Raw genomic sequence first — 22,076 nt, forward strand, 5'->3', positions numbered from 1 at the left:
GAGCATCGCTGTGTTTCAGCGACTGCGCTGACGCGCCAGCAAGACAATCAGATACGGCGCGCCGATGATGGCGACAACCAGCCCCGCCGGTAACTGCAAAGGTGGAAAAATCCCCCTCCCCAAGGTGTCACCGGCCAGCACCAACAATGCACCGACCAATGCCGACAAAGGGATCAACGCGCCATGACGGTCACCGGCCATTTGCCGCGCCAGGTGCGGCGCCACCAGCCCGACAAACGTCATGGTGCCAACATTCGCCACCGCTGCCGCCGTTAACATGACGCTGCACAGCAACAAGGAAACCATGACCCATGTGACATTCAGGCCGCGGCTGAGCGCGACCTTTTCACCCAACTGCAACAGATTCAACTGGCGATGGCAGAACAGCAACGGCACGCCCGCCAGCAGCAACCAGATGCCAAGGCTATGAACCTGAGCCCAACCCGCCCGGTGCAAACTGCCGCCAAGCCACATCAGGGCCGACTCCACCTGATCAATGTTGCCGTAGGTGATGAGCAGGTCGGCCACGGCGCTCAGCATGGCGGTAAGCCCCACGCCGACCAGGATCAAGCGCAACGGCGAGATACCCTGGCGCCAGGACAGCAGCGCGACGAAGAACGCCACCGCCAACCCACCGGCCAGCGCCGCCAATGGGTAGAACTCCAGGGGGAGCAGCGTCGGCCAGAGCACGATGATCAGCAACATGGTGACGCTGGCGCCCGACTCCACGCCCACCAGGCCCGGCGCGGCCAGGGGGTTACGCGTCAACGACTGCATCAACAGACCGGCCAGGGACATTGCGCTGCCCGCCAGGATTGCCAGCAAGACACGGGGCAGCCGCAGCTCCCAGAGCAGATTGCGCATTGTCGAATTGACTTGCTCAGGCGTCAGCAAGGCTTGCCACACCTGGGCAACATCCAGCGAGTAACTGCCGACGGTCAATGCGTACAGCGACACTGCAACCACGGCAGCCGCCAGCAACAGCACGCAAATCAAGTCGATCGGTCGGGCCACCCAGGGCAGCCACGGATAGGTTCGGGGCAAGGTCCATCCAGCTCGCATCATCGAACCTTCCTCAATACCAGCACGACAAAGATGGGACCGCCGATAAGGGCTGTCACGATGCCGGTGTTGAGCTCAAACGGACGCACCACGGTTCTTGCGGCGATATCCGCCAGAATCAGCAGCAACGCCCCGAGCAAGGGGGCGGCCAGTAACAGTCGACGGTAGTCATCACCAAACAGCAACCGCGCCGCATGAGGCACCACCAGACCGACAAAACCGATGGGGCCCGCCAAGGCCACGGCGCCCCCGGATAACAGCACCACCGATGCCAGGCCGAGCACACGCATTTTCAACAGGTTGACGCCCATGCCGGCTGCAGCCTGCGGGCCAAGACGATGGGCATTCAACGCACGGACGTTCACCAGGCACAGGCACATGCCCAGCAAGACATAAGGCCAGACCCAGGCCTGCATCGAGCCACCGGTCACACCGATGGAGCCGGTCAGCCAGCGACGCAGGCTGTCGAGCCCCTGCTGATCGAGCAGCAGCAGGATCGAAGTGATCGCGCTGAACAGCGCCGCGATCATCGTCCCGGACAAGGTCAGTCGAATCGGATTGTGCCCGCGGCCCGCCAACATCAGCACGCCGATGGAAGCCACCAAGGCGCCCGCAAACGCAAACAAGGGAATCATCGACATATTGTTGCCCGGCACCACCAGCAAGCCGAACACGACGAATAACGCGGCGCCGCTATTGATGCCGAGAATGCCCGGGTCGGCCAGCGGGTTATCCCCCACCGCTTGCATGATTGCGCCAGCCAGTCCCAGGCTGGCCCCCACCAGCATCGCAACCAGCAGGCGCGGCAAACGGCTGCCACGGATGACACTCTGGTCGGGATTGCCTGGCACATAGGCCACCAGGGCCTGCCAGGCTTCATGCCAGGGGATGTCCTTTGCGCCGACGGCCAGATGCACCAGCGCGGTCAGGGCAATCGCCGCCAACAAACCCAACCAGACCGGCAAGCGTAAACCGTGACTCACATCGCCTCCCGCACAGCCAATGGCTGGGGCCGGCTTCGGCTGGTCTGCGGCACGCACAACGGATCACCGGAATAAGGGTCGGTGATAATGTGCGCGTCCAGATCGAATACCGCCTTGAGATTCTCCCGCGTGAACACCTCGGCAGGCGAACCTTGGGCGAGCAAACGTCCTTCGCGCATCATCACCAGGTGATCGGCATAACGCGCGGCCTGATTCAGGTCGTGAAGGACAGCCACGATGGTTTTACCCTGGTCTCGCAGATCCACCAGCAATTCAAGCAGCGTGATCTGATGCGCGATGTCGAGAAAGGTCGTGGGCTCATCCAGCAGAATCACCGGCGTGTCCTGAGCCAGGGTCATGGCGATCCAGCAGCGCTGCAACTGCCCACCCGACAGGGTCGCCAATGAACGATCGAGCAAAGGTCTGATGCCGGCCAGCTCAATGGCGTGGTCAATCGCCTGTTGATCCTGTTCAGACCATTGACGCCACCAGCTCTGCCAGGGGAAGCGTCCCTGCATCACCAGTTCACGCACGCTCATGCCGGCTGGCGACGTGGTGCGCTGGGGTAACAACGCCATTTGTTGCGCCAACGCCCGACGCGAATGCTGCCCCAACAGCTTCCCCGACAACTGCACCGTGCCCGCGCTCGGCCGCAGCATGTGTGCAAGCACATTCAGCAATGTGGTCTTGCCGCAGCCGTTAGCCCCGATCAACGCCGTGAAACAGCCTTCGGGAATATCCAGGCTGACACCGTTGAGAATCTGCTGTTCGCCATAGCTCAGCCGCACGTCAGTGGCTTTCAGCATGACCGTCCCTCCACACCCCAAAAGGGCCTGATCGAATTGTTCATCGAGCAATGCCCCCACGGCGTTTTACGTCCTGTAACACCATTGGCAATCAGCCGGGGGGCCATAAGTGGGCGACAGGATATGTCGAAAATAAAATAATTGCCTACAAGCCTGACAATACTAATGCAAACCCTTATCATTCACAGCTAACATATGGCCAGTAGACACCTATTCGAATGGTCTGCCTGATGGAACAAAATCAGGACATAAAGCCCTCAAAGCCAAAATGTAAACTCAAGGACTCCCTCGATGCTCGGAACAAAAACAACAGTTGGCACCGAAAAACGTTACGTCATGCGTCATCCGGCGTTTCAACTGAGCGCCCTTGCCCTGGCTTTGGGAAGCTTCTTCTCAGGACAGGCGATCGCCGCACAGGATGGGGCGTCCGACACGGGCACAGCGGTGCAACTGGGCGAAATCAACATCAATGCCGCCGCCGTTGAAAACCCGACAGCCCCGCTCAACGGCAAAGTTGCCTTGCGCAACGCCAGCGCCACCAAGACCAACGCGGCCATTACTGAAACGCCGCAATCGTTGTCCGTGGTGACCGCTGATGAAATGCGCGATCGCAAAACGGACACCATGGCTGACGCCCTGAGCTATACCCCCGGTTTCACCAGCCAGCCAAGCAGCTTCAACCGCACCTCCGACCGGTTCCGCATTCGTGGTTTCGACGTGGAATCAGCCACCGGCGGCTCGCTACGCGACGGCATGCGCCTGCAAAACAACTCCTACGACGGGGTTCAGGACCCCTACGGCCTGGAGCGCGTGGAAGTGATCCGTGGCGCGGCCTCGGTGCTCTACGGGCAACTGTCGCCGGGTGGATTCGTCAACGGCGTCAGCAAGCGCCCCACCGAAACACCGCTGCATGAGTTGGGCCTGCAATATGGCAACCATGATCGCAAGCAAGTGACAGCGGACTTCAGCGGCCCCCTGGGCGACAGCGAGACCCTCAGCTATCGCCTGACCCTGCTTCAGCGCGACAGCGACACCCAACAGGACTACATCAACGACGACAAGATCTACATCGCCCCGGCCCTGACCTGGCGCCCCAACGATGACACGTCGCTGACCTTGCTGTCCTTCTACCAAAAAAGTGATACACGCTTCTCCGCCCCTCTGCCCTATCAACTCGTCAAGGGTGTCGGCGACGGGCCGTTCACCATTGGCCGCCACGATTTTATCGGCGAGCCTGACTACGACGACATGAATGGCGAAATGTCCGCCATCGGCTACGAGTTCGAACACCGTTTCGACGAACACACCCGCATCAGCAATAAACTGCGTTACTACGAAGCGGATGTGAAATGGAAATACCTGCAGGCCCAGACAGGTGCCGCAGCCATCAACGCCGCAGCCACCACGGGCATCCTGCGCCGTCAGTACAGCGACCGGCATGAACGCTCCAGGGCCCTGGCCAGCGACACCAACGTCGAAACCCGCTGGAACATCGGTGGTGTGGAGAACACTTTCCTGGTGGGCGTGGACACCTACGACGCCTCGTACGATTCCCACAACTTCCGGGCCGCGGCTCCCTCTATCACTATCGGTGACTACAACTACGGGCAACCGGTGGTGGTGGACAAGGACCCACGGCGTGATCGTGGCTCGCAGATCGATACCTTTCAAACAGGCATCTACCTGCAAGACCAGATCAAGTTCGACGACCACTGGCTGCTGCTGCTCGGCGGCCGGCACGACTGGGCCGATCAGGATCAGCAAGGTTTTGCCACTGGCCAGAAGCTCGACCAGAGCAACGAAGCCACCACCTGGCGCGCGGGCCTTGTGTACGAGGCGGATAACGGTCTGGCGCCGTACATCAGTTACAGCGAGTCTTTCTTCCCGGTCGCGGTGGCCGAAGCGCCCGGCCAGACGTTTGATCCTACCGAAGGTAAACAGTACGAAATCGGTATTCGCTACCAGCCCCCTGGCAGCAACACCCTGTTGAGCGCAGCGGTTTATGAGCTGACGCAAGAAAACGTAGTGACGCGCGACCTGTCTGGCCAAAATCCCCGGCAGATTGGCGAACAGCGCTCCCGTGGCCTGGAACTGGAAGCCAAAACAGAGGTGACGCCTCAACTGAACCTCATCGCTACCTACGCCTACACCGATGCGCGCATTACCAAAAGCTCGACCCAGAGCGAAGTGGGCCAGCGCAGCGAAGATACGCCCTACCATCAGGCCGCTGTATGGGCTGACTACAACTTCGCCCTGTTCGGTTTGCCGCAGTTGAAGGTCGGTGCCGGTGCTCGCTATAAGGGAACGACCCAGGCCTCGGGGATCGATTCGCAGATGCCCGCCTATACCTTGTTCGATGCCATGGCCAGCTACCAGATCGACAAGAACTGGGACGTTACTCTCAACGCGAACAACGTGACGAACAAAAAGTACACCTACTGTGAGTTTGCCATCTGCCGTTATGGCGACGAGCGCGAGCTGGTGACGTCCGTTAACTTCCGGTGGTAAGCATTGGCTCGGTCGGCACCAGGGGTGCCGACCGGGCCATGGGACTGCGCTGGGTGTCGAGGCTTTATTTTCCCTCGATCACCCGCGCATACACTGCTTGATCGACATTCCCACCCGACAGAATCACCCCCACTGTTTCCCCCTTCCTGGCTTCACGCTCCTGAATAAGTGCCGCCAAGGCCGCGGCGCCGGCCCCTTCGGCGAGGTTATGGGTGTCGGTGTAGTAGACGCGCATGGCCTCGGCAATTTCCGCCTCACTGACCGCTACGATCCGTGCGGCCCCCGCTGTGTAGAGGGCGAACGCCTCGGGAATCGGTTTGCGCACGGCAAGGCCATCAGCAAAGGTATCTGCCGAGGCGGTTTCGCGTATTTCGCCGGTCTCAAACGATAACTTTGCCGCCATCGCCTCAGTGGACACCACGCCCACCACCCGGGTTTTCAGGCCCAGGGCGTCGCGAGCGGCGATCACGCCACAGATGCCCGACCCACAGCCAATCGGCACATAGACGGTATCGAGCTGCGGCGCGGCGGTGAACAGTTCCAGGGCGTACGTGGCCACGCCTTTGACCAGCTCCAGGTGAAACGGTGGCACCAGGAACAGCCCATGCACGTGCGCCAAGCGGGCGGCCTCTTCACGGGCTTCATCAAAATCCCGGCCACACTCAATGACCTCACCGCCAAAGCCGCGCATGGCATTGTTCTTTTCCAGCGAATTGCCCTGGGGCACGACAATCAACGCCTTCAAACCCAGGGCACGGGCCGCCAGCGCCAGGCTCTGGCCATGGTTGCCACGGGTGGCGGTGACGATGCCTTTTACTTCTGGATGTTCGCGCTTGAGCCAATGCATGAAGGTGATGCCGCCACGTATCTTGAAAGCGCCGGTGGGGGTGTGGTTCTCGTGCTTGACCCACACCGTGCAGCCCAGCCGCTGGGCCAGCAAGGGCCAGGAATACTGGGCGGTGGCGGGCATCACTTGGTAAACAAGGCGAGCAGCCTGTTCAATATCATCACGAGTCAGTCGGTGCATGAGCTTATCTCCCTGAGTGGCTAGCCAGTCTAGACATCGCCGCCGTGGGTCGGCTTTCAAAAAACCGACCTGACTTTTGCGCCCTGTCTTGACTACTATGGCGCTCATGAGCCATCAAAATCGCCGATCACCCTCGCCCTTGTCCGAACCGGTCCGCCGTGTCGAGACCGGGTCCTGGGTGATCGAATTGCTGCCCAGCGCGGCTTACTCGACCCGCTATGTGGCAACCCAGGCGTCGATTGGTTTTGCCTTCGACAGCCAGCGCGGCGTGCACGCCCTCGGCAGCGACCGGGTGCTTCCCTTCGAGGCGATGCCCAACGGCCTGGCATTCGTCCCGGCCGGGTGCGACGTGTTCTCCGAATCACGCAAAGGTGGCGAGTACCTGCGGGTGATGCGTACCGACGGCGCCCTCTTGACCGGGGATCGGGCATTCAACAATCGCATCGACCAGCAGGCCATTCATCTGGCCCTGCGAATGCGCGGCGCGCTGTTACGTGCCGGCGTGGAAGACGACTGGGAAACCTGGGCATTGGCGCTGGCGCAACGGGCGACGGGTGACGCGGCGTTGTCGACACCCTGCCGAGGTGCGATCACCCCCCGGCGCATGCGCCAGCTGGATGAGTTTATCGAGGCGAGTCTTGACGAGCCGCTAGGCGTGTCGGCGATGGCCGGTTTGCTGGGGTTGTCCGAGGGATATTTCATGCGCGCCTTCAAGCTCGCCACGGGTAAAAGCCCACACAGCTACCTGATCGACCGGCGCCTGGCCAAGGCCCGCGCACTGATGCGTGACTCCACAGCCAGGCTGTCGGAAATCGCCCTCGCCTGCGGGTTCAATTCCCAGGCGCACATGGCAACCACGTTCAAGCAACGGCTTGGGGTGAGTCCGGTGCAGTTGCGCTGAGCTCAACGCGGCTAACAGCGAGAACAAGGGCCAACCCAGTGGGGACCACGCAGGGTCCCGGCTTGGCTAGCCAAAACGACCGGTGATGTAGTCCTCGGTCTGTTTCATGTGTGGCGTGGTGAAGATGGCGTCGGTGACATCATGCTCAATCAGTTCGCCCATAAACATAAAAGCCGTGTAGTCCGAAACGCGTGCCGCTTGCTGCATGTTATGGGTCACGATGATAACGGTGTAGTGCTCCTTCAGTTCGGTGATCAACTGCTCAATACGTCCGGTGGAAATCGGATCAAGCGCGGAGGTAGGTTCATCCAGAAGTAAGACTTGTGGTCGCAAAGCGATAGTGCGCGCTATACACAGGCGCTGCTGCTGACCACCCGACAGGCTCTGTGCGCTCTGCTTGAGCTTATCCTTCACCTCGTCCCACAACGCTGCTCCGTTCAAGGCTTGTTCCACACGCTCGTCCATCTCTCGGCGGGAGAGTTGTTCGTGGTGGCGCACGGCGTAGGCGACGTTGTCGTAAATGGACATCGGAAAAGGCACCGGCTTCTGAAACACCATTCCGACATGGCTACGCAGGCGATTCATGGAGTAACCGGGGGCGAGAATGTTCTCGCCGTTGAGCAACACCTCGCCGCGCGCCTCCTGCTTTGGGTACATGGCGTAAATACGGTTGAATACCCGTAACAGCGTTGACTTCCCACACCCCGAGGGCCCAATGATTGCGGTGATGCGTTTGTCTGGAATATCCATATCGATGGACTTGAGCGAACGTTGGTTGTTGTAAAAAAACTCCAAGTCGCGCACGCGAATTTTAGTGTTCTGGTTGGCAACGTCACGGCTATTCATCAGGTCAACCTATTGCGCAAAAGGATCAAACGGGACAGCAAGCTGAGTACCAACACAAAGAGTGTCAGCACCAATGCTCCGGCCCATGCCAGAGCGTGCCAGTCATCGAACGGGCTCATCGCGTACTGGAAAATCACCACAGGAACACTGGCAATCGGCTTAAGCAGATCGCTGCTCCAGAACTGGTTGCCGAAGGCGGTAAACAGTAGCGGCGCTGTTTCACCGGTGATTCTGGCCAGGGCCAACAGAATCCCGGTCACCACACCGGCCTTGGCTGATCGCAACACAATCTGCAGGGTCAACTTCCATTGCGGCACGCCCAACGCCAGCGCCGCTTCGCGCATCGTCGAAGGTTGCAGTTGAAGCATTTCATCAGTTGTCCGCACGACGACTGGAATCACCAACAACGCCAATGCCAGAGCACCGGCGATGGCGGAAAAACCGACCTGATGGCCAGTCAGCACGTTCAACGGCAGGACTACGCCGGTGTAAATGAACAGCCCCAGAACAATGGAGGGGGCTGAAAGTAAGATGTCGTTAATGAAACGGACCGTGGTCCCCAGGCGCGAGTGCCGGGCGAATTCCGCGAGCCAGATGCCTGCCATCAACCCAATGGGTGTCCCGATCAGGAGGGCAATCGCGGACATCAGCGCACTGCCATAGAATGCATTGGCCAAACCGCCTTGCGTGCCAGGTGGCGGCGTCATCTGAGTAAAGAGATGCAGATTCAGCGCCTGAAACCCGTTGACCACCGTGGTCATCAGAATCCAGATCAGCCAGATGAGGCCAAAAGCCGTGGCGCCACAACTGAGCAGCATGGCGACGCGATTCTTGAAAGCGCGCATCCGATAGAGCCGTTCACGACCCGTCATAGACCCTCCTTGCGTGAAAGCCGCATAAGCAGGAGTCGCGCTAACGCCAATACGATAAAAGTGACGACAAACAACAAGAAACCCAGCGCGATGAGCGCGGACCGATGCAGGTCGGTATAGGCTTCGCTGAACTCGTTGGCGATGACCGACGCGATGGAGCTGCTGGGCATCAGCAATGAAGCGGAGAACTGTTGAGCGTTGCCCAATACGAACGTTACCGCCATGGTCTCGCCCAATGCGCGCCCAAGCCCCAAAAAAATCCCGCCGACCACCGCAGACCGTGTGTAGGGCAGCACGATGTCCCAAACCACTTCCCAAGTGGTACTGCCAAGCGCGTAAGCAGACTCTTTGAGGGTCGTGGGAACGCTACGGAACACCTCGTGCATGACGGAGGTGATGAAAGGCATGATCATGATTGCCAGCACGATGCCGGCGGTCAGCATGCCGATACCCAATGGAGGGCCCTGAAACAACGAACCGATCAAAGGAAGTTCACCCAGATAATCATTGATCCAGGGCGATAGATGCGCGGCCATGAACGGGCCAAAAATGAACAACCCCCACATGCCATAAATAATCGATGGGATTCCCGCGAGCAATTCAACGGCCGAAGCGACGGGCATGCGCAGCCAAGGCGGCGCTAACTCCGTAAGGAATATCGCGATGCCAAAGCTGATGGGGACTGCGATCAGCAATGCCAAAAAAGATGTCACGAGTGTGCCGTAAATAGGCACCAAAGCGCCAAAGCGGTTATTAACCGCATCCCAATCCGTGCTTGTCAAAAAGTCGAGGCCAAACGTCTTGAGCGCAAGACTGCCGCCCCATAGAGTCGAAGCGGCAATACTCACCAGCAGCACCAACACCAGCATCGCGGCGGCCAGCATCGAACGCTTGAACCAGAGATCATGACGCTGGTCGAGATGCGCACGCCTGTCACTCGCAACATCGCGGGTGCACAGGCTCATGGCCAGCGGTTGGACTGTGTCGTTCATCATACGTCTGCTCACAAACAAACCCCTTCGTCAGGCAAAACGTGCCTGACGAAGGGGTGGTAGAGAGGGTGCTGAATCAATGGGTGAAATCAGACTTCCAGTAACCTTCAATCCGCTTGACCAAGGAATCAGGCAAGGCGACATAGTCCAGTGCCGCAGCTTGTGGCTGACCGTTCTCTAGCGACCATTTGAAGAAGTTGAAGGCGGCTTGGCTTTGCTCCGCGTTTTTTGGCTGTTTGTACATAATGATCCACGTGGTCGCTGTGATCGGCCACGCGTTATCGCCAGGTGCATTGGTCATGATCAGGTTGAAGTCCTTGGCGTGAGCCCAGTCCGCCGTGTCGGCTGCCGCTTGGAACGCTTTGGCGTTAGGCTGAATGAACTTCCCGGAAGCGTTTTTCAACTGCGCGTGAGTCATCTTGTTTTGCAGCGCGTAGGCGTACTCAACATAGCCGATTGAGTTTTTGATCTGCTTGACATAAGCGCTGACGCCTTCGTTGCCTTTGCCACCTACCCCGACCGGCCAAGGCACGGTGGTGCCGAAACCGATTTTTGATTTCCAGCCATCACTCACTTTTGCGAGATAGTTGGTGAAGTTATAGGAGGTGCCAGAACCGTCCGAGCGGTGAACGACGGTGATCTTACTGTCGGGCAGTTTCATGCCGGGGTTCAGGGCAACCAGTGCCGGATCGTTCCAGACGGTGATTTCACCCAGGTAAATCTTCGCCAGGGTTTCACCATCGAGCTTCAGTTGGCCCGGCGAAATACCCTCGATGTTCATCACTGGCACGATCCCGCCAATCACACTTGGAAACTGGCCCAGCCCACCGGCTTTAAGATCCTCAGCAGACAACGGCGCGTCCGACGCACCAAAATCCACCGTTGCAGCCTTGATCTGAGCGATACCGCCGCCCGAGCCAATAGATTGATAGTTGATTCGGTTTTTGGAACTTTTGCTGTAGTCCTGTGACCACTTTGACAAGACCGGATATACGAAACTGGAACCTGCACCTGTTACATCGGTTGCATGCGCAAGACCGCTCATGCACAGAGAAGCGAGCAGGACAGAAAGGCTCTTTTTTATCAGCAACGTCACGAAAGCACCTCAATTGAAGGGGGTGAGTGGAAGTACCCACCTATCTGAGAAGTGACGATTTAATTCTTCAAATATTTCTGTTCCATGACACTTCTGGCGTTATGGCAGCATTCTTGATTAAGATAATTTCATGAAAGTTTGCTCGCATTGGGGCCAAAAAAGTGCAATGGAACTTGCTCGGCGCATTGCGCACAGGCAGCGCATTTGGCTGCCGAGGAACTGGCGCATCCCCCTCATACGGCGGGCGACGGACGATCACCAAAGGGCAATATCGTAGGTCAGGTAAAGCCGGTTACTGTCCCGGCCCCTCGAGAATTCAGAGCGGTAGACGTAATTGCGCAGCTTCACGCCCACCCCTTTGAAAGTGCCCTGCTGCACCACATAAGCCAGCTCAGCATCGCGCTCCCACTCTTTGATTGTGGAGTTGGACTCTCCATCGTCGCCGCTCAGGTAACGAGTGGAGAACGTCAGGCCGGGCACGCCCAAGGCGGCGAAGTTGTAGCCGTAGTTGAGCATCCATGTCTTCTCGTCTTCCTCTATGAACTTGCCTATGCCGGCGTTGCTGAAAGAATAAACGGACGCCCCGCTGATGTAGGGCAGCCCGGCGTCGCCCTTGAGTGTTTGATAGCCGCCGCCTACGGTATGGCCTGCGACAGCGTAAGACAGTTGGCCGCTGAGCATATGGTTGTCGATTTTACCGCCATAGGCAGAACCGCTATCAACACTGCGGAAGTAGCGCAGATCACTGGTCAGCACGCCTGAGCCGAGCGGCAGATCATGCTGGATACCCGCGAAGTTCTGCCGATAGAAGTTCTCCAGTTCACCATGGAAGTAACTGAGGCGAATCGTCTTGCCCCACTTGTAATCGGCCCCGAGGTAACTGAAGTCCCCTGATTTATCGCCACTGTAGCCGTCTGGCACGATGGGCATGCTGTTGCTCGAATCTCGCAACTTGAAACGATCAAGATAGCCGCCCGTCAGGCTAAGGTTGTCAATGTCGGTGCTCGTGAACTGGCCGCCCTGGTAGGTCTGAGGCAGCAGTCGGGAATCGTTGTAAATGAGCACCGGCGTTTTAGGGAGCAACGTACCGTATTTGACGGTGGTCTTGGCGAATCGAGCCTTGGCGGTCATGCCGAAGCTCGCAAACTCATCGGCGGCACGGCCGTCATCATGCAAAGGCAGCAAGCCGGTGCCACTACGACCGCGGCCAGAGTCGAGCCTGACCCCCAGCAGGCCCAAAGCATCAATACCCAGGCCGAGGCTGCCAGACGTGAATCCCGACTGATAATCAAGCAAAAAGCCTTGGCCCCATTCGGTTCGCTCGCTCTTGGCGGTATTGGCCGCTCGCGCACTCATGCCATGTTCATCGCGGAAATTTTCATTGATGTAAACATTGCGCAATTGCAGCTTGAGTTTGCTGTCGTCGATAAAACCTTGTGCATTGGCATTGGCCAGCGGCAACAACGCCAGAAGCGTCAATAAAGCTCCACAGGTATAAACAGAGGTCATTTAAAACTACTCATTGTTGTTATTTGGGATGCAGCTAACCGTCCGCCCCACTGGCGTGGGACGTCAGGTCGTTAAAAAAGACGTTGGGGATCAGGAGAACAGACTTATTGCCCCCGTCAGCAATGCCAACGCAGTCACGACCAGGGAAGTGAGCACCGCCCATTTGACGGTGGCTTTCTGGAAGTCACCCAGATCACGGTCCACCATGCCGACCAGCAATAGGGTCGAGGCCACCAGCGGACTCATCAGGTGCACCGGTTGGCCGAGAATGGAGGCCCGTGCAATCTCGACCGGATCAATGCCATAGGCCGCTGCGGCGTTGGCCAGGATCGGCACGACACCGAAGTAGTAGGCATCGTTGGACAATACGAACGTCAGCGGCATGCTGGTAATCGCAACCACCAGCGGGAACAGATGGCCCCAGGATGGCGGAATCCAGTCGACCAGGGTTTGCGCCAGCGCATCGACCATTTTTGTCCCGGAGAAGATCCCGGCGAAGATCCCCGCGGCGAACACCAGCAGAACCACGGTCATGGCGTTGCCCGAATGAGCGAGGATTCGCTCTTTCTGCACATCCAGTTGCGGATAGTTGATCATCAACGCCAGGACAAAACCGATCAGGAACAGGATCGCCGAGTGCATGAGCCCCATCACCAGCGCAACCATCACCGCGGTCACCAGCAGCAGGTTGACGTAGGCCAGTTTCGGGCGCTTGTGCGGCGTGTCTTCAATAATCGCCTTGATGTAGCAATTGCCCCCACCGCTTTGCAGATGGACGTTGCCGATGCGCTTGCGTTCGGCACGCCCCAGCAGGAACGCCGTGAACACCACCCACATCGCACCGCCGATCATGGTCGGCAGCAGCGGTACGAAATACTCACCGGCATCCAGGCCCAGCGCTGCGATCGCACGGGTCGCCGGGCCGCCCCAGGGCGTCATGCCACTCATGATGCTCAACGAGAGCATGGAAATGGTCGCCAGGATCATCGGGTTCATGCCGATGCGTTTGTACAGCGGCAACATCGCTGCACAGGTGATCATGTACGTGGTCGTGCCGTCACCGTCCAGCGCCACCAACAGCGACAGCAGCGCCGTGCCGATTGCGATTTTCATCGGGTCACCGTTGACCCGCTTGAGGATCTTGCGGATCAGCGGGTCGAACAGACCGGCGTCGATCATCAGGCCGAAAAACAGGATGGCGAACAGCAGCAGCGCCGCCGACGGCGCGACCATTTTCAGGCCGTCCAGCATCATCTTGCCGGTGGTACCGCCAAAACCGCCGATCACGGCGAAGACGATGGGCACCACCGTCAAGGCGACGATCGGTGACAACCGTTTGGTCATTATCAGGAAGGTGAAGACCACCACCATGGCCAAGCCAAGTAAAGCGAGCATATGTCAGATCTCTTGTTGTTATTGAGTCGCTGATGCAATGACGAGGTCTGCCTGGGCTATCCTGCCAGGCGCTGGGAAACCGTGGCGTAGACGTAACCTGAGAAAAGCCGGCGGGCGGTGCGCACCACCGAGGCACGAATGGTCTCACCCTTTTCGCCGGTATAGGACAGCACGACATCGATACCGCCGCTGGGGTGTTCGATGCGAACCTGCTGCAGACGTGGCTCGCTGATGCCGCCGAGCAACTGCGCCACGACGCTGCCTTGCGTCACACAAGCGGTGGCCAGACCGATGGAGCCAGTGATGGCCAGGGCGCGGTGACAGTTGTGCGGCATGAAGTAGCGCACCTGGACCGTCCCGCCCGACTGGGCAGGCGACACCAGCACTGGCTTGGGGATGACCTTGTCACTGACGTCACCCAGGCCCATGGCCAGGCCGGCTTTAAGTCGCAGGGACTCCAGGCGTTGCAGGAACGCCTTATCGGCGTCCAACTCGGCGGGGCTTTCATCGCCGCGCTTGCCAAGCTGACGGGCCTCGACGATCAGCATCGGCATTGCCATGTCGATACAGGTCACCGGGATGCCATCGATCAGGTCCAGAGATTGCCCCGTCGGGAAGAGCTTGCCGGTCTTGCTACCCGCCGCATCCAGAAAGGTCAGTTGCACCGGAGCGGCCGTGCCAGGCACGCCGTCGATGGCGGTGTCCCCTTCATAGCTGACTTTGCCCCCAGGGGTTTGCACCTCTGAGTTTACGAAGGTCCCGGTATTGAGGTTGCGAATACGCACGCGGGTCAGATCGCCGCCAGCCTTGACCAGCCCTTGCTCAATGGCGAACGGACCGACGGCGCACAGCATATTGCCGCAGTTGGGTGCGGTATCGACCCGGCGCTGGGAAACCATGACCTGGACGAACAGATAGTCGACATCCGCGTCCGGGTGCAACGAGGGGCTGACGATTGCCACTTTGCTGGTCTGCGGGCTGCCGCCACCGATGCCATCGATTTCCAACTCATGGCCGGACCCCATCAGGTTGAGCAGCAGCTCATCACGTTCGGCGATGGCACTGGGCAGATCCCAGGCAAGAAAGACGGGTCCTTTGGAAGTACCACCGCGCATCAGCACACAAGGAATTCGCTGCATGAACACTAACTCTTGTTGATCAATCTGGATAATTGATGTTCTGGAAACAAGAGTGTCAGGGTTTTAAAAGTGTTTCCAATGCAAAGATCAGAGCAATTATTGCGTTTCACGAATTAATTAATTTACGATGATTTCCCAGCGCATTGCTCTTGCCCCAGGGAGAAAAAACATGGAATACGAGCTTCAGGACATACGATCTTTCGTGAAAATCGCTGAACTAGGCAGTTTCCACGAAGCCGCCGATGCGCTGCATCTCTCTCAACCGGCCCTGAGCCGGCGCATGAAAAAACTGGAGGAAGGCCTGGGGACCGCCTTGCTTGATCGCACCACCCGAAAGGTCAGCCTGACCAGCGTCGGGCGCGATTTCCTGCCCAAGGCGCGGCGGTTGCTGGATGATTTCGACGACTCGATTCTCAACATTCGCGAACTGGCGGAGCGCCAGATCGGCCGCGTGACGTTGGCCTGCATCCCCACCGCGGCCTTCTATTTCCTGCCTTCAGTGATCCGCCTTTATAACGAGCGCTACCCCAAAATCCGCATCCGCCTGCTCGACCTCAGCGCAAACGAAGGGCTCGAGGCGGTGCTACGTGGCGAAGCCGACTTCGGTATCAATATGATGAGTGGCCAGCACCCGGACATCGAGTTCGTGCCATTGGTCAACGAACCTTTCGTTTTAGCCTGTCGACGCGACCATGAACTGGCCGGACGCAGCTCGGTAAGCTGGTCTGAGCTCAGCGATTATCGACTGATCGGTGTCGGTCGCCTGAGCGGCAATCGAATGCTGCTTGACCATGCTCTATCGGGTTTGAGCTGGCGTCCGCAGTGGTTCTACGAAGTGCAGCACTTGTCTACGTCGTTGGGGTTGGTCGAGGCCGGTCTCGGGGTGTCGGCCATGCCCAGCCTGGCAATGCCAGCCGAGGATCACCCGACATTGGTCAGCGTGCCGTTGATTGATCCGGTGGTAAACCGATCGCTGGGCCTGGTCTATCGAAGGGGCGCATCGCTCTCCCCGGCAGCGGAAAAATTTGTCTCGATATTGCTTGAGCAATGGGAACACTGATTTTTCGGTGTCCATGATCAGAACTGGATGAGAAACGGGCCGATCTCAGTCAACCTCCGTGCTCATTGCAAGCGCTTGATATTGCTCCAGCTCAGCCAGCCGTTGGACCAGGGCATTGCGAACACGCTCGTATGCCCCCCTGCCTAGCAGTAGACGTCTTGGCGCGGGATCGACGTCGACAATTTCCAGCATGACCCTGGCCATTTTTTGCGGATCTCCGGTAAGCGGGAACGTACCTTCGGCGATTGCTTTACGCACTTCCCCGGCAGGCGTTTGCTCGTACTCAGCCATCGCGGGCGGGCGAACCAGCGCGGCGCCGAAATTAGTCCGTGTCGGGCCCGGTTCGACCAGGGTGAACTCGATCCCAAAAGGCGCGACTTCCAGAGCGACCGATTCAACGAATCCCTCAATGGCCCATTTGCTTGCGTGGTAAAGGCTGAAGTTCGGGTAAGCGAGCTGCCCGCCCTCCGAGGACACTTGAAGAATTCGACCACCCCCCTGTTTGCGCAGAAACGGTAGGCAGGCACGGATGAGTTGAATAGAACCGAGCAGATTCGTTTGCAACTGCTGGTCGATTTGTTCATCGCTGACTTCCTCCGCCGCACCAAACAACGCGTAGCCCGCGCTGCTCACCACCACGTCAATACGTCCTAGCTCGGTGAAAGCCTGATGAACCACAGCGCGGATCGCCGCTGCATCGTTTACATCGAGCATCGCTGTCCACAGTTGCTCGCCGTAGCGTGTCTTCAAGTGACTCAAGGCCTGAGGCTTACGCAAAGTGGCCGCCACACGGTCCCCCCGCGCCAGCAATTGTTCGACCACCGCCAGACCGATGCCGGAGGAACTTCCAGTCACTAACCAGGTTTTGCTCATGTGTTTGATCTCCGAATGAAGGGTGAGTTGCCATCGATGAGAGACCAAACTACGTCAGCCGGACTGCTGCTACTATGGGGCAGAATTCGGATGAGCTAATGAAATATAGCCATGAATCATTTACCCCTTTCGCTTGCCGATTTACGTGCACTGACCCGGATCGTTGCTCATCGCAGCTTTCGTAAAGCGGCCGATGAGTTGGGCCTGTCAGCCTCAACCCTGAGTCATATGATGAAAACGCTGGAGGCCGGTCTTGGGGTGCGTTTGCTGCACCGCACCACGCGCAGCGTTTCACCGACGGCTGCGGGAGAGCGTCTGCTAAGACGACTGGCGCCTGTGTTGCGCGAATTCGAGCTGGCGATTGAGGAAGTCAATGAATACCGGGATCTTCCCAGCGGCACGTTACGGATCAATGCCAGCGAACAGGCCGCGCGCGTTTTGATGAAGGCTGCCCTCCCGATATTCCTGGAACGCTTCCCCCAGATGTCGGTTGATCTCGTGACCGAGGGCCGTCTGATCGATATCGTGGCCGAGGGCTTCGACGCCGGTATCCGTTTAGGTGAATCGATCCCCCAAGACATGATCGCGGTACCGATAGGAACCGATACGCGATTTATTACCGTGGCGTCCCCCCAATACCTGACGACTCATCCTGCCCCTCTTACGCCGGATGATCTGCCAGGACATCAATGCATCTGCATCCGGATGCCCAGTGGTAAACCTTATAGATGGGAATTCTCCAAGAACGGACAATCCTTGGTCATCGAGCCCAAAGGGCAGCTAACCCTCGATAATGCCGAAATCATGGTCGATGCAGCCATGTCCGGGCTCGGCATCGCTTACGTGCCAGAGCAGGCGGTATCGCAACCTTTGGCAGACGCTCGTCTTGTTGAGGTCCTGGCGGATTGGTGCCCCAGGATTCCTGGGCTCTATCTGTATTATCCGGGGCACCGCTATATCCCATCAGGTTTGCAGGCCTTCATCGAGGTCTTGCGCGAGTCTCATTGATTGTCCACAACTGTGCATCCGCACATAACGGCATGCGCGCTTGCGAGGTGAACGCGCGACGGTTGCGATCCGGCCCTTGTTTGAGCTGACTCAGGCCTTCTGCTCTTGCTGCACGCGCTTGAGCAGCGCGTTGGCGGCGGCTTCGGAAGAAGCCGGGTTCTGGCCGGTGATCAGATGGCCATCCTCGACCACGTAACTCGCCCAGTCCGCAGCCTTTGAATACTCGCCACCTCTGGCTTTGAGCATGTCCTCCACCAGAAACGGCACCAACTGGGTCAATCCCACGGCCTCTTCTTCAGAGTTGGTGAACCCGGTCACTTTCTTGCCCTTGACCACCGGATGGCCGTCCGGCGCGTTGACGTTCTTGAGCACCCCAGGCGCGTGACAGACGGCCGCGATGGGTTTATTCGCGGCGTAAAAAGCTTCGAGAAGGGTCTTGGAATCCGTGTCCTCGGCCAGATCCCACAGCGGCCCATGGCCTCCGGGGTAGAACACGGCATCGAAGTCGTAGGGGTCAACTTCACCCAGCGGCACTGTGTCGGCCAACGCTGCCTGGGCCTTGGTATCGGCGCTGAAGCGGCGAGTGGCGTCCGTCTGGGCCTGTTCCTCGTCGCTCTTGGGGTCCAGCGGCGGTTGTCCCCCCTTTGGAGAGGCGAGCGTAACCGTCACTTTGGCGTCGACAAACACATAATAGGGCGCGGCGAATTCTTCCAGCCAAAACCCCGTTTTCTTACCGGTGTCACCCAACTGATCGTGGGATGTCAGGACCATTAGAATGTTCATGTAAACCTATCCTCCAAGACTGAATGAGCGGCGGATGTTCGCCCTGCATTACCTCAGAGGCCGCGTGGTAGCAGACGTTCCAGTGGGTGCAGCGCCCCCATGAAAATGCTCGTGAGCCCATCAGGGTGATACCCTTCGAGCCCACCGCACGACAGCCACTGAAGGTAGAACGAACTGTCCACTAGGCACCTAGGCCCCGACCAGCGAAGTCGCCAGCAATGCCTGCAGCCCCATCGGCTTGGCAAAATAATAACCTTGGGCCTGCCCTGCCCCCATCTCCCGCAGCAAAAGCAGGGTCTCTTCATCTTCGACGCCTTCGGCCACCACGCTGAGGTCCAGTGATTCGGCCATACGCACGATCGCCCGGACGATCGCCCGACTGCGAGGGCTGCTGGTCAGCTCGAAAATGAACGACTTGTCGATCTTCAAACCGCTGAAACGGTATTGATGCACATAGCTCAGGGAGGAAAATCCTGCGCCAAAGTCATCGAGCACCACCGACATGCCGTTGTCGGCCAATTGCTGCATGGTCAGTCGGGCAATGGCGGGCTCGGCCACCAGCGCACCTTCGGTCAACTCCAGGCAAATCCGCGAGGGCGCGACGTTGTAGCGGGCCAACAGTGCCAGCACATCATCGGCAAAGTCCGGGCGCGTCATGCTGTAGCTGGAGCAATTGACATGCACCGGTGGCCAATTGGCGTGTTGCGGTTGTGCGAGGATCGCTACGATGCTGGTGAGCATGTACAGATCCAGTCGACCGATCAGACGCAACCCCTCGACATCGGGCAGAAACTCGCCCGGCGCGATGATCCGGCCGCCCGGTTGATGCCAGCGGATCAGCGCTTCAAGGGCCACCAGCTCGCCGCTTTCGACGCTGACAATCGGCTGGAAATACGGCAGCAGTTCGTCAGTACGCTTGAGCGCATTGCGCAGGGCCGCTTCGCGCTCGACCTGGTCCGAGACCTCGCGACGCACTTCCTGGTTGAACACGGCGTAACTGTCGCGCCCGGCACTCTTGACTCGGTACATCGCTGCATCGGCATCGCGCAGCAAGTCAGCGGGTTCGTGATGGAACTGACTGTCGGCGCTGACAATACCGATGCTGCAGGACGAAAAAACTTCGTGATCATTGATGAAAAACGGCAGGTCGAACACCGACAGAATCCGCTCGGCGATTTCGATCACCACCGCCAGCGGCGCCTCCGGCGCCAGCACTGCAAACTCATCGCCCCCCAGGCGCGCCAGCATGTCGGTGTCTCGCAGGCAACTGCGCAAACGGTGAGCGGCTTGCATCAACAGCAGGTCGCCAAAATGGTGACCGAAACTGTCATTGACCATCTTGAAACGGTCGAGGTCGATGAACATCACCGACAATTGCCCGCCGTCGCTCTCGAACCGTGACCAGGCCAGATTGAGGCGCTGCTGCAGGTAGGTGCGATTCGGCAGCCCAGTGAGCGCATCGTGGGCGTTTTCGTGTTGCAGCTTGGCGTTGGCGTGATCGAGCTCGCGGGTGCGGTCCTGTACCCTGGCTTCGAGCCTGAGGTTGGCGGCATGGATCGCTTCCGCGGCGGTACGGCGCGACAATGCCGTATCAATGTGCCGTGACACGAACGTCAGCAGTTCCTGGTCGCGCAGGGTGTAGCGCACTTGGGCGGTATAGCTTTGCACCGCCAGCACCCCCCGTACCACATCGCCATCGAACAACGGAATGCCCAACCAGGAATGGAATCGGACCGACTCGTAGGCCACTTCGAGTTCACCTTGCGCAGACAACCGATCCGCGTCGAAAGGGTCAATCAGGCAAGGACGGCGCTGGCGGATAACGTACTCGGTCAGGCCCCGGCACCCACGTCGAGCCTCCGGCAGGGTGGTTCTGCGCTCATCGACATAATACGGAAAGGTCACTTCATCGATCGCGTCGTCGAACAGCGCGATGTAGAAGTTCTGCGCGGACAGCAAATCACCGACAATGCCATGCAAGGTTTGGAACAGCTCCGCCATGTCCCCAGGCTGGCTCGACAGTTCTGCAATCTGGAATAGCGCGCTCTGCAGGTGCTCGGCGCGCTCGCGGTCGGCCACTTCCTGTCTCAGCGCGTCGTTGACTGCCGACAGCTCCAGCGTGCGACGCCTCACCGTCTCTTCCATGCCCTCACGGTGCAGAATCCGATCCAGCGCCATAGCCACGTGCCGGGCCACCACTAGAAACAGCGCGCGGTCTTCGGCACTGTAGATGCGCGCAACGTCGTAGACCTGCATGGCCAGCATGCCAAACACTTCATCGGTGGCGTTTTTCAGCGGAGCGCCCATCCAGAATTCGGGACGATCACCCACGCAGTAGAAACGGCCCTCGGCCTGGGCGGCACAAATACCTGCGGCGTCGATCAGTAACGGCTGGCCGGTGCTCAACACCTGGCCGGTCAACGACAGATGCGAAGGATCAAGGTATTCGTAGTGTTGGGACTCCACGGCATCGACATCGATGATGTCGACGTAATACGGGTAGTCGATCTTTCCGCTGTGCGGGTCATACAACGCGAGATAAAAGTTCTCGGCATCGATCAGGCTGGCGAGCAGCCGGTGAACCCCCACCAGGAACACGGAGCGGTCGCGGGTGGAACTGGCCAGGTAAGTAATTTCATACAGCACACGCTGAGTAATCTGGGCACGGGCCAGGGTATTGGTCTGTATCTGGATACCCAAACGCAGGGCAAACTCGGCGAGGGCTGGCTCCTGGGCAGCGCTGACGGGCGCCAGTAGCCAACCCAGCACATTTTCGCCCCTGCCGGTCGGCCAGCGGCACAATCGTTGGGTCCGGCAAAAGCGCTCGAACGCTTCGTTCGCAACGCTGGCCGGCCACGGCACCCGTGGGTCGCCCTGCCCCACCCGATGCAGTTGCTCACCGGCGCGATACACCACCCACTGGGTGGTGTGGGCCCAGGTGCGCGCTGACTCCAGCAATTGTTCGATCGTGTCTTCGTTGCCAACGTATGCCATGTCGGCCGCATCCGGGTGTTCTTCCAGGTGAGTTGCCACACCGTCGTTGTTCGATTGCTGCGGGGAATCGCTCAATGGGCGAAAACTCATCAGCGCTCCCTGCGCCGCAATGGCGAGATTGAATGACTGATTGCCGGGCAATATGCCAGTGAACCTTCGGTGTATAGCGTCCAGAGGGTTTTTTCAATCGTTTTATTCACTTGAGTGCTATCACGACGCAAT

18 protein-coding genes are annotated in these 22,076 nt (G+C 58.9%); 4 read left to right on the top strand and 14 right to left on the bottom strand.

The window, feature by feature from the left end:
- Positions 1-15 precede the first annotated feature (15 nt).
- The 3 genes from AAIS01_RS16750 to AAIS01_RS16760 are packed head-to-tail and all read right to left on the bottom strand — an operon-like array spanning position 16 to position 2,851.
- Complete coding sequence (locus tag AAIS01_RS16750; RefSeq protein WP_343469836.1) at positions 16-1,065, bottom strand: FecCD family ABC transporter permease; 1,050 nt, start codon at positions 1,063-1,065, stop codon at positions 16-18.
- Positions 1,062-2,045 carry a FecCD family ABC transporter permease gene (locus AAIS01_RS16755; protein WP_343469837.1) on the bottom strand — a complete coding sequence of 328 codons (984 nt, stop codon included), beginning with the start codon at positions 2,043-2,045 and terminating at the stop codon, positions 1,062-1,064. The genes AAIS01_RS16750 and AAIS01_RS16755 overlap by 4 nt, the downstream gene beginning before the upstream one ends.
- Positions 2,042-2,851: an ABC transporter ATP-binding protein gene (locus tag AAIS01_RS16760; RefSeq protein WP_343469838.1), complete on the bottom strand. Its 810-nt coding sequence runs from the start codon at positions 2,849-2,851 to the stop codon at positions 2,042-2,044. Before AAIS01_RS16760 ends, AAIS01_RS16755 begins: the two co-directional genes overlap by 4 nt.
- Before the next feature lie 291 nt (positions 2,852-3,142).
- Here AAIS01_RS16760 and AAIS01_RS16765 point away from each other — a divergent pair, with 291 nt between their 5' ends.
- Positions 3,143-5,359: a TonB-dependent siderophore receptor gene (locus tag AAIS01_RS16765; protein WP_343469839.1), complete on the top strand. Its 2,217-nt coding sequence runs from the start codon at positions 3,143-3,145 to the stop codon at positions 5,357-5,359.
- A gap of 64 nt (positions 5,360-5,423) precedes the next feature.
- Here AAIS01_RS16765 and AAIS01_RS16770 read toward each other — a convergent pair whose 3' ends face one another.
- A complete protein-coding gene (locus tag AAIS01_RS16770; RefSeq protein WP_343469840.1) occupies positions 5,424-6,386 on the bottom strand; it encodes a threonine dehydratase in 963 nt (320 codons plus the stop codon).
- Positions 6,387-6,483: 97 nt separating this feature from the next.
- Between AAIS01_RS16770 and AAIS01_RS16775 the strand changes: the two genes are divergently transcribed.
- Entirely contained in the window at positions 6,484-7,287 is an 804-nt protein-coding gene (locus AAIS01_RS16775; protein ID WP_343469841.1) for a helix-turn-helix transcriptional regulator, read from the top strand.
- Positions 7,288-7,353: 66 nt separating this feature from the next.
- Here AAIS01_RS16775 and pstB read toward each other — a convergent pair whose 3' ends face one another.
- The 7 genes from pstB to AAIS01_RS16810 all read right to left on the bottom strand — a co-directional run bounded on the left by pstB (position 7,354) and on the right by AAIS01_RS16810 (position 15,136).
- Positions 7,354-8,133 (bottom strand): phosphate ABC transporter ATP-binding protein PstB, encoded by a 780-nt coding sequence (gene pstB / locus AAIS01_RS16780; protein ID WP_343469842.1) that lies wholly within the window; start codon positions 8,131-8,133, stop codon positions 7,354-7,356.
- Positions 8,133-9,005, bottom strand: a complete 873-nt coding sequence (gene pstA / locus AAIS01_RS16785) for a phosphate ABC transporter permease PstA (RefSeq protein ID WP_343469843.1) — start codon at positions 9,003-9,005, stop codon at positions 8,133-8,135. The genes pstB and pstA overlap by 1 nt, the downstream gene beginning before the upstream one ends.
- Positions 9,002-9,970 carry a phosphate ABC transporter permease subunit PstC gene (gene pstC, locus AAIS01_RS16790; protein ID WP_431191928.1) on the bottom strand — a complete coding sequence of 323 codons (969 nt, stop codon included), beginning with the start codon at positions 9,968-9,970 and terminating at the stop codon, positions 9,002-9,004. The genes pstA and pstC overlap by 4 nt, the downstream gene beginning before the upstream one ends.
- 103 nt (positions 9,971-10,073) lie before the next feature.
- Positions 10,074-11,093, bottom strand: a complete 1,020-nt coding sequence (gene pstS / locus AAIS01_RS16795) for a phosphate ABC transporter substrate-binding protein PstS (RefSeq protein ID WP_343469844.1) — start codon at positions 11,091-11,093, stop codon at positions 10,074-10,076.
- A 255-nt stretch (positions 11,094-11,348) separates the two neighbouring features.
- On the bottom strand, positions 11,349-12,602 hold the full coding sequence (locus AAIS01_RS16800) for an OprD family porin (RefSeq protein ID WP_343469845.1): 1,254 nt from the start codon (positions 12,600-12,602) through the stop codon (positions 11,349-11,351).
- Between the two features lie 90 nt (positions 12,603-12,692).
- Positions 12,693-13,997, bottom strand: coding sequence for a CitMHS family transporter (locus tag AAIS01_RS16805; RefSeq protein ID WP_186653081.1), 1,305 nt, complete (start codon positions 13,995-13,997; stop codon positions 12,693-12,695).
- Between the two features lie 56 nt (positions 13,998-14,053).
- Positions 14,054-15,136, bottom strand: coding sequence for a 4-oxalomesaconate tautomerase (locus tag AAIS01_RS16810; protein WP_343469846.1), 1,083 nt, complete (start codon positions 15,134-15,136; stop codon positions 14,054-14,056).
- A 169-nt stretch (positions 15,137-15,305) separates the two neighbouring features.
- On the opposite strand from AAIS01_RS16810, the gene AAIS01_RS16815 reads away from it, so the two are divergent.
- Positions 15,306-16,196: a LysR family transcriptional regulator gene (locus AAIS01_RS16815; protein ID WP_092396467.1), complete on the top strand. Its 891-nt coding sequence runs from the start codon at positions 15,306-15,308 to the stop codon at positions 16,194-16,196.
- A 45-nt stretch (positions 16,197-16,241) separates the two neighbouring features.
- Here the strand turns inward: AAIS01_RS16815 and AAIS01_RS16820 are convergent, their stop codons facing one another.
- The gene (locus tag AAIS01_RS16820) at positions 16,242-17,069 is read right to left on the bottom strand and encodes an SDR family oxidoreductase (RefSeq protein WP_343469847.1); all 828 of its coding nucleotides are present in this window, start codon (positions 17,067-17,069) and stop codon (positions 16,242-16,244) included.
- Between the two features lie 111 nt (positions 17,070-17,180).
- Here AAIS01_RS16820 and AAIS01_RS16825 point away from each other — a divergent pair, with 111 nt between their 5' ends.
- A complete protein-coding gene (locus tag AAIS01_RS16825; RefSeq protein ID WP_343469848.1) occupies positions 17,181-18,077 on the top strand; it encodes a LysR family transcriptional regulator in 897 nt (298 codons plus the stop codon).
- Between the two features lie 90 nt (positions 18,078-18,167).
- Here the strand turns inward: AAIS01_RS16825 and AAIS01_RS16830 are convergent, their stop codons facing one another.
- Both AAIS01_RS16830 and AAIS01_RS16835 read right to left on the bottom strand, forming a co-directional pair.
- On the bottom strand, positions 18,168-18,860 hold the full coding sequence (locus tag AAIS01_RS16830; RefSeq protein WP_343469849.1) for a type 1 glutamine amidotransferase domain-containing protein: 693 nt from the start codon (positions 18,858-18,860) through the stop codon (positions 18,168-18,170).
- A gap of 189 nt (positions 18,861-19,049) precedes the next feature.
- Entirely contained in the window at positions 19,050-21,944 is a 2,895-nt protein-coding gene (locus AAIS01_RS16835; protein WP_343469850.1) for a sensor domain-containing phosphodiesterase, read from the bottom strand.
- Positions 21,945-22,076: the final 132 nt, after the last annotated feature.

Source organism: Pseudomonas halotolerans, from assembly GCF_039581215.1.
In the GTDB taxonomy this organism is placed as follows: Bacteria; Pseudomonadota; Gammaproteobacteria; order Pseudomonadales; family Pseudomonadaceae; genus Aquipseudomonas; species Aquipseudomonas tehranensis.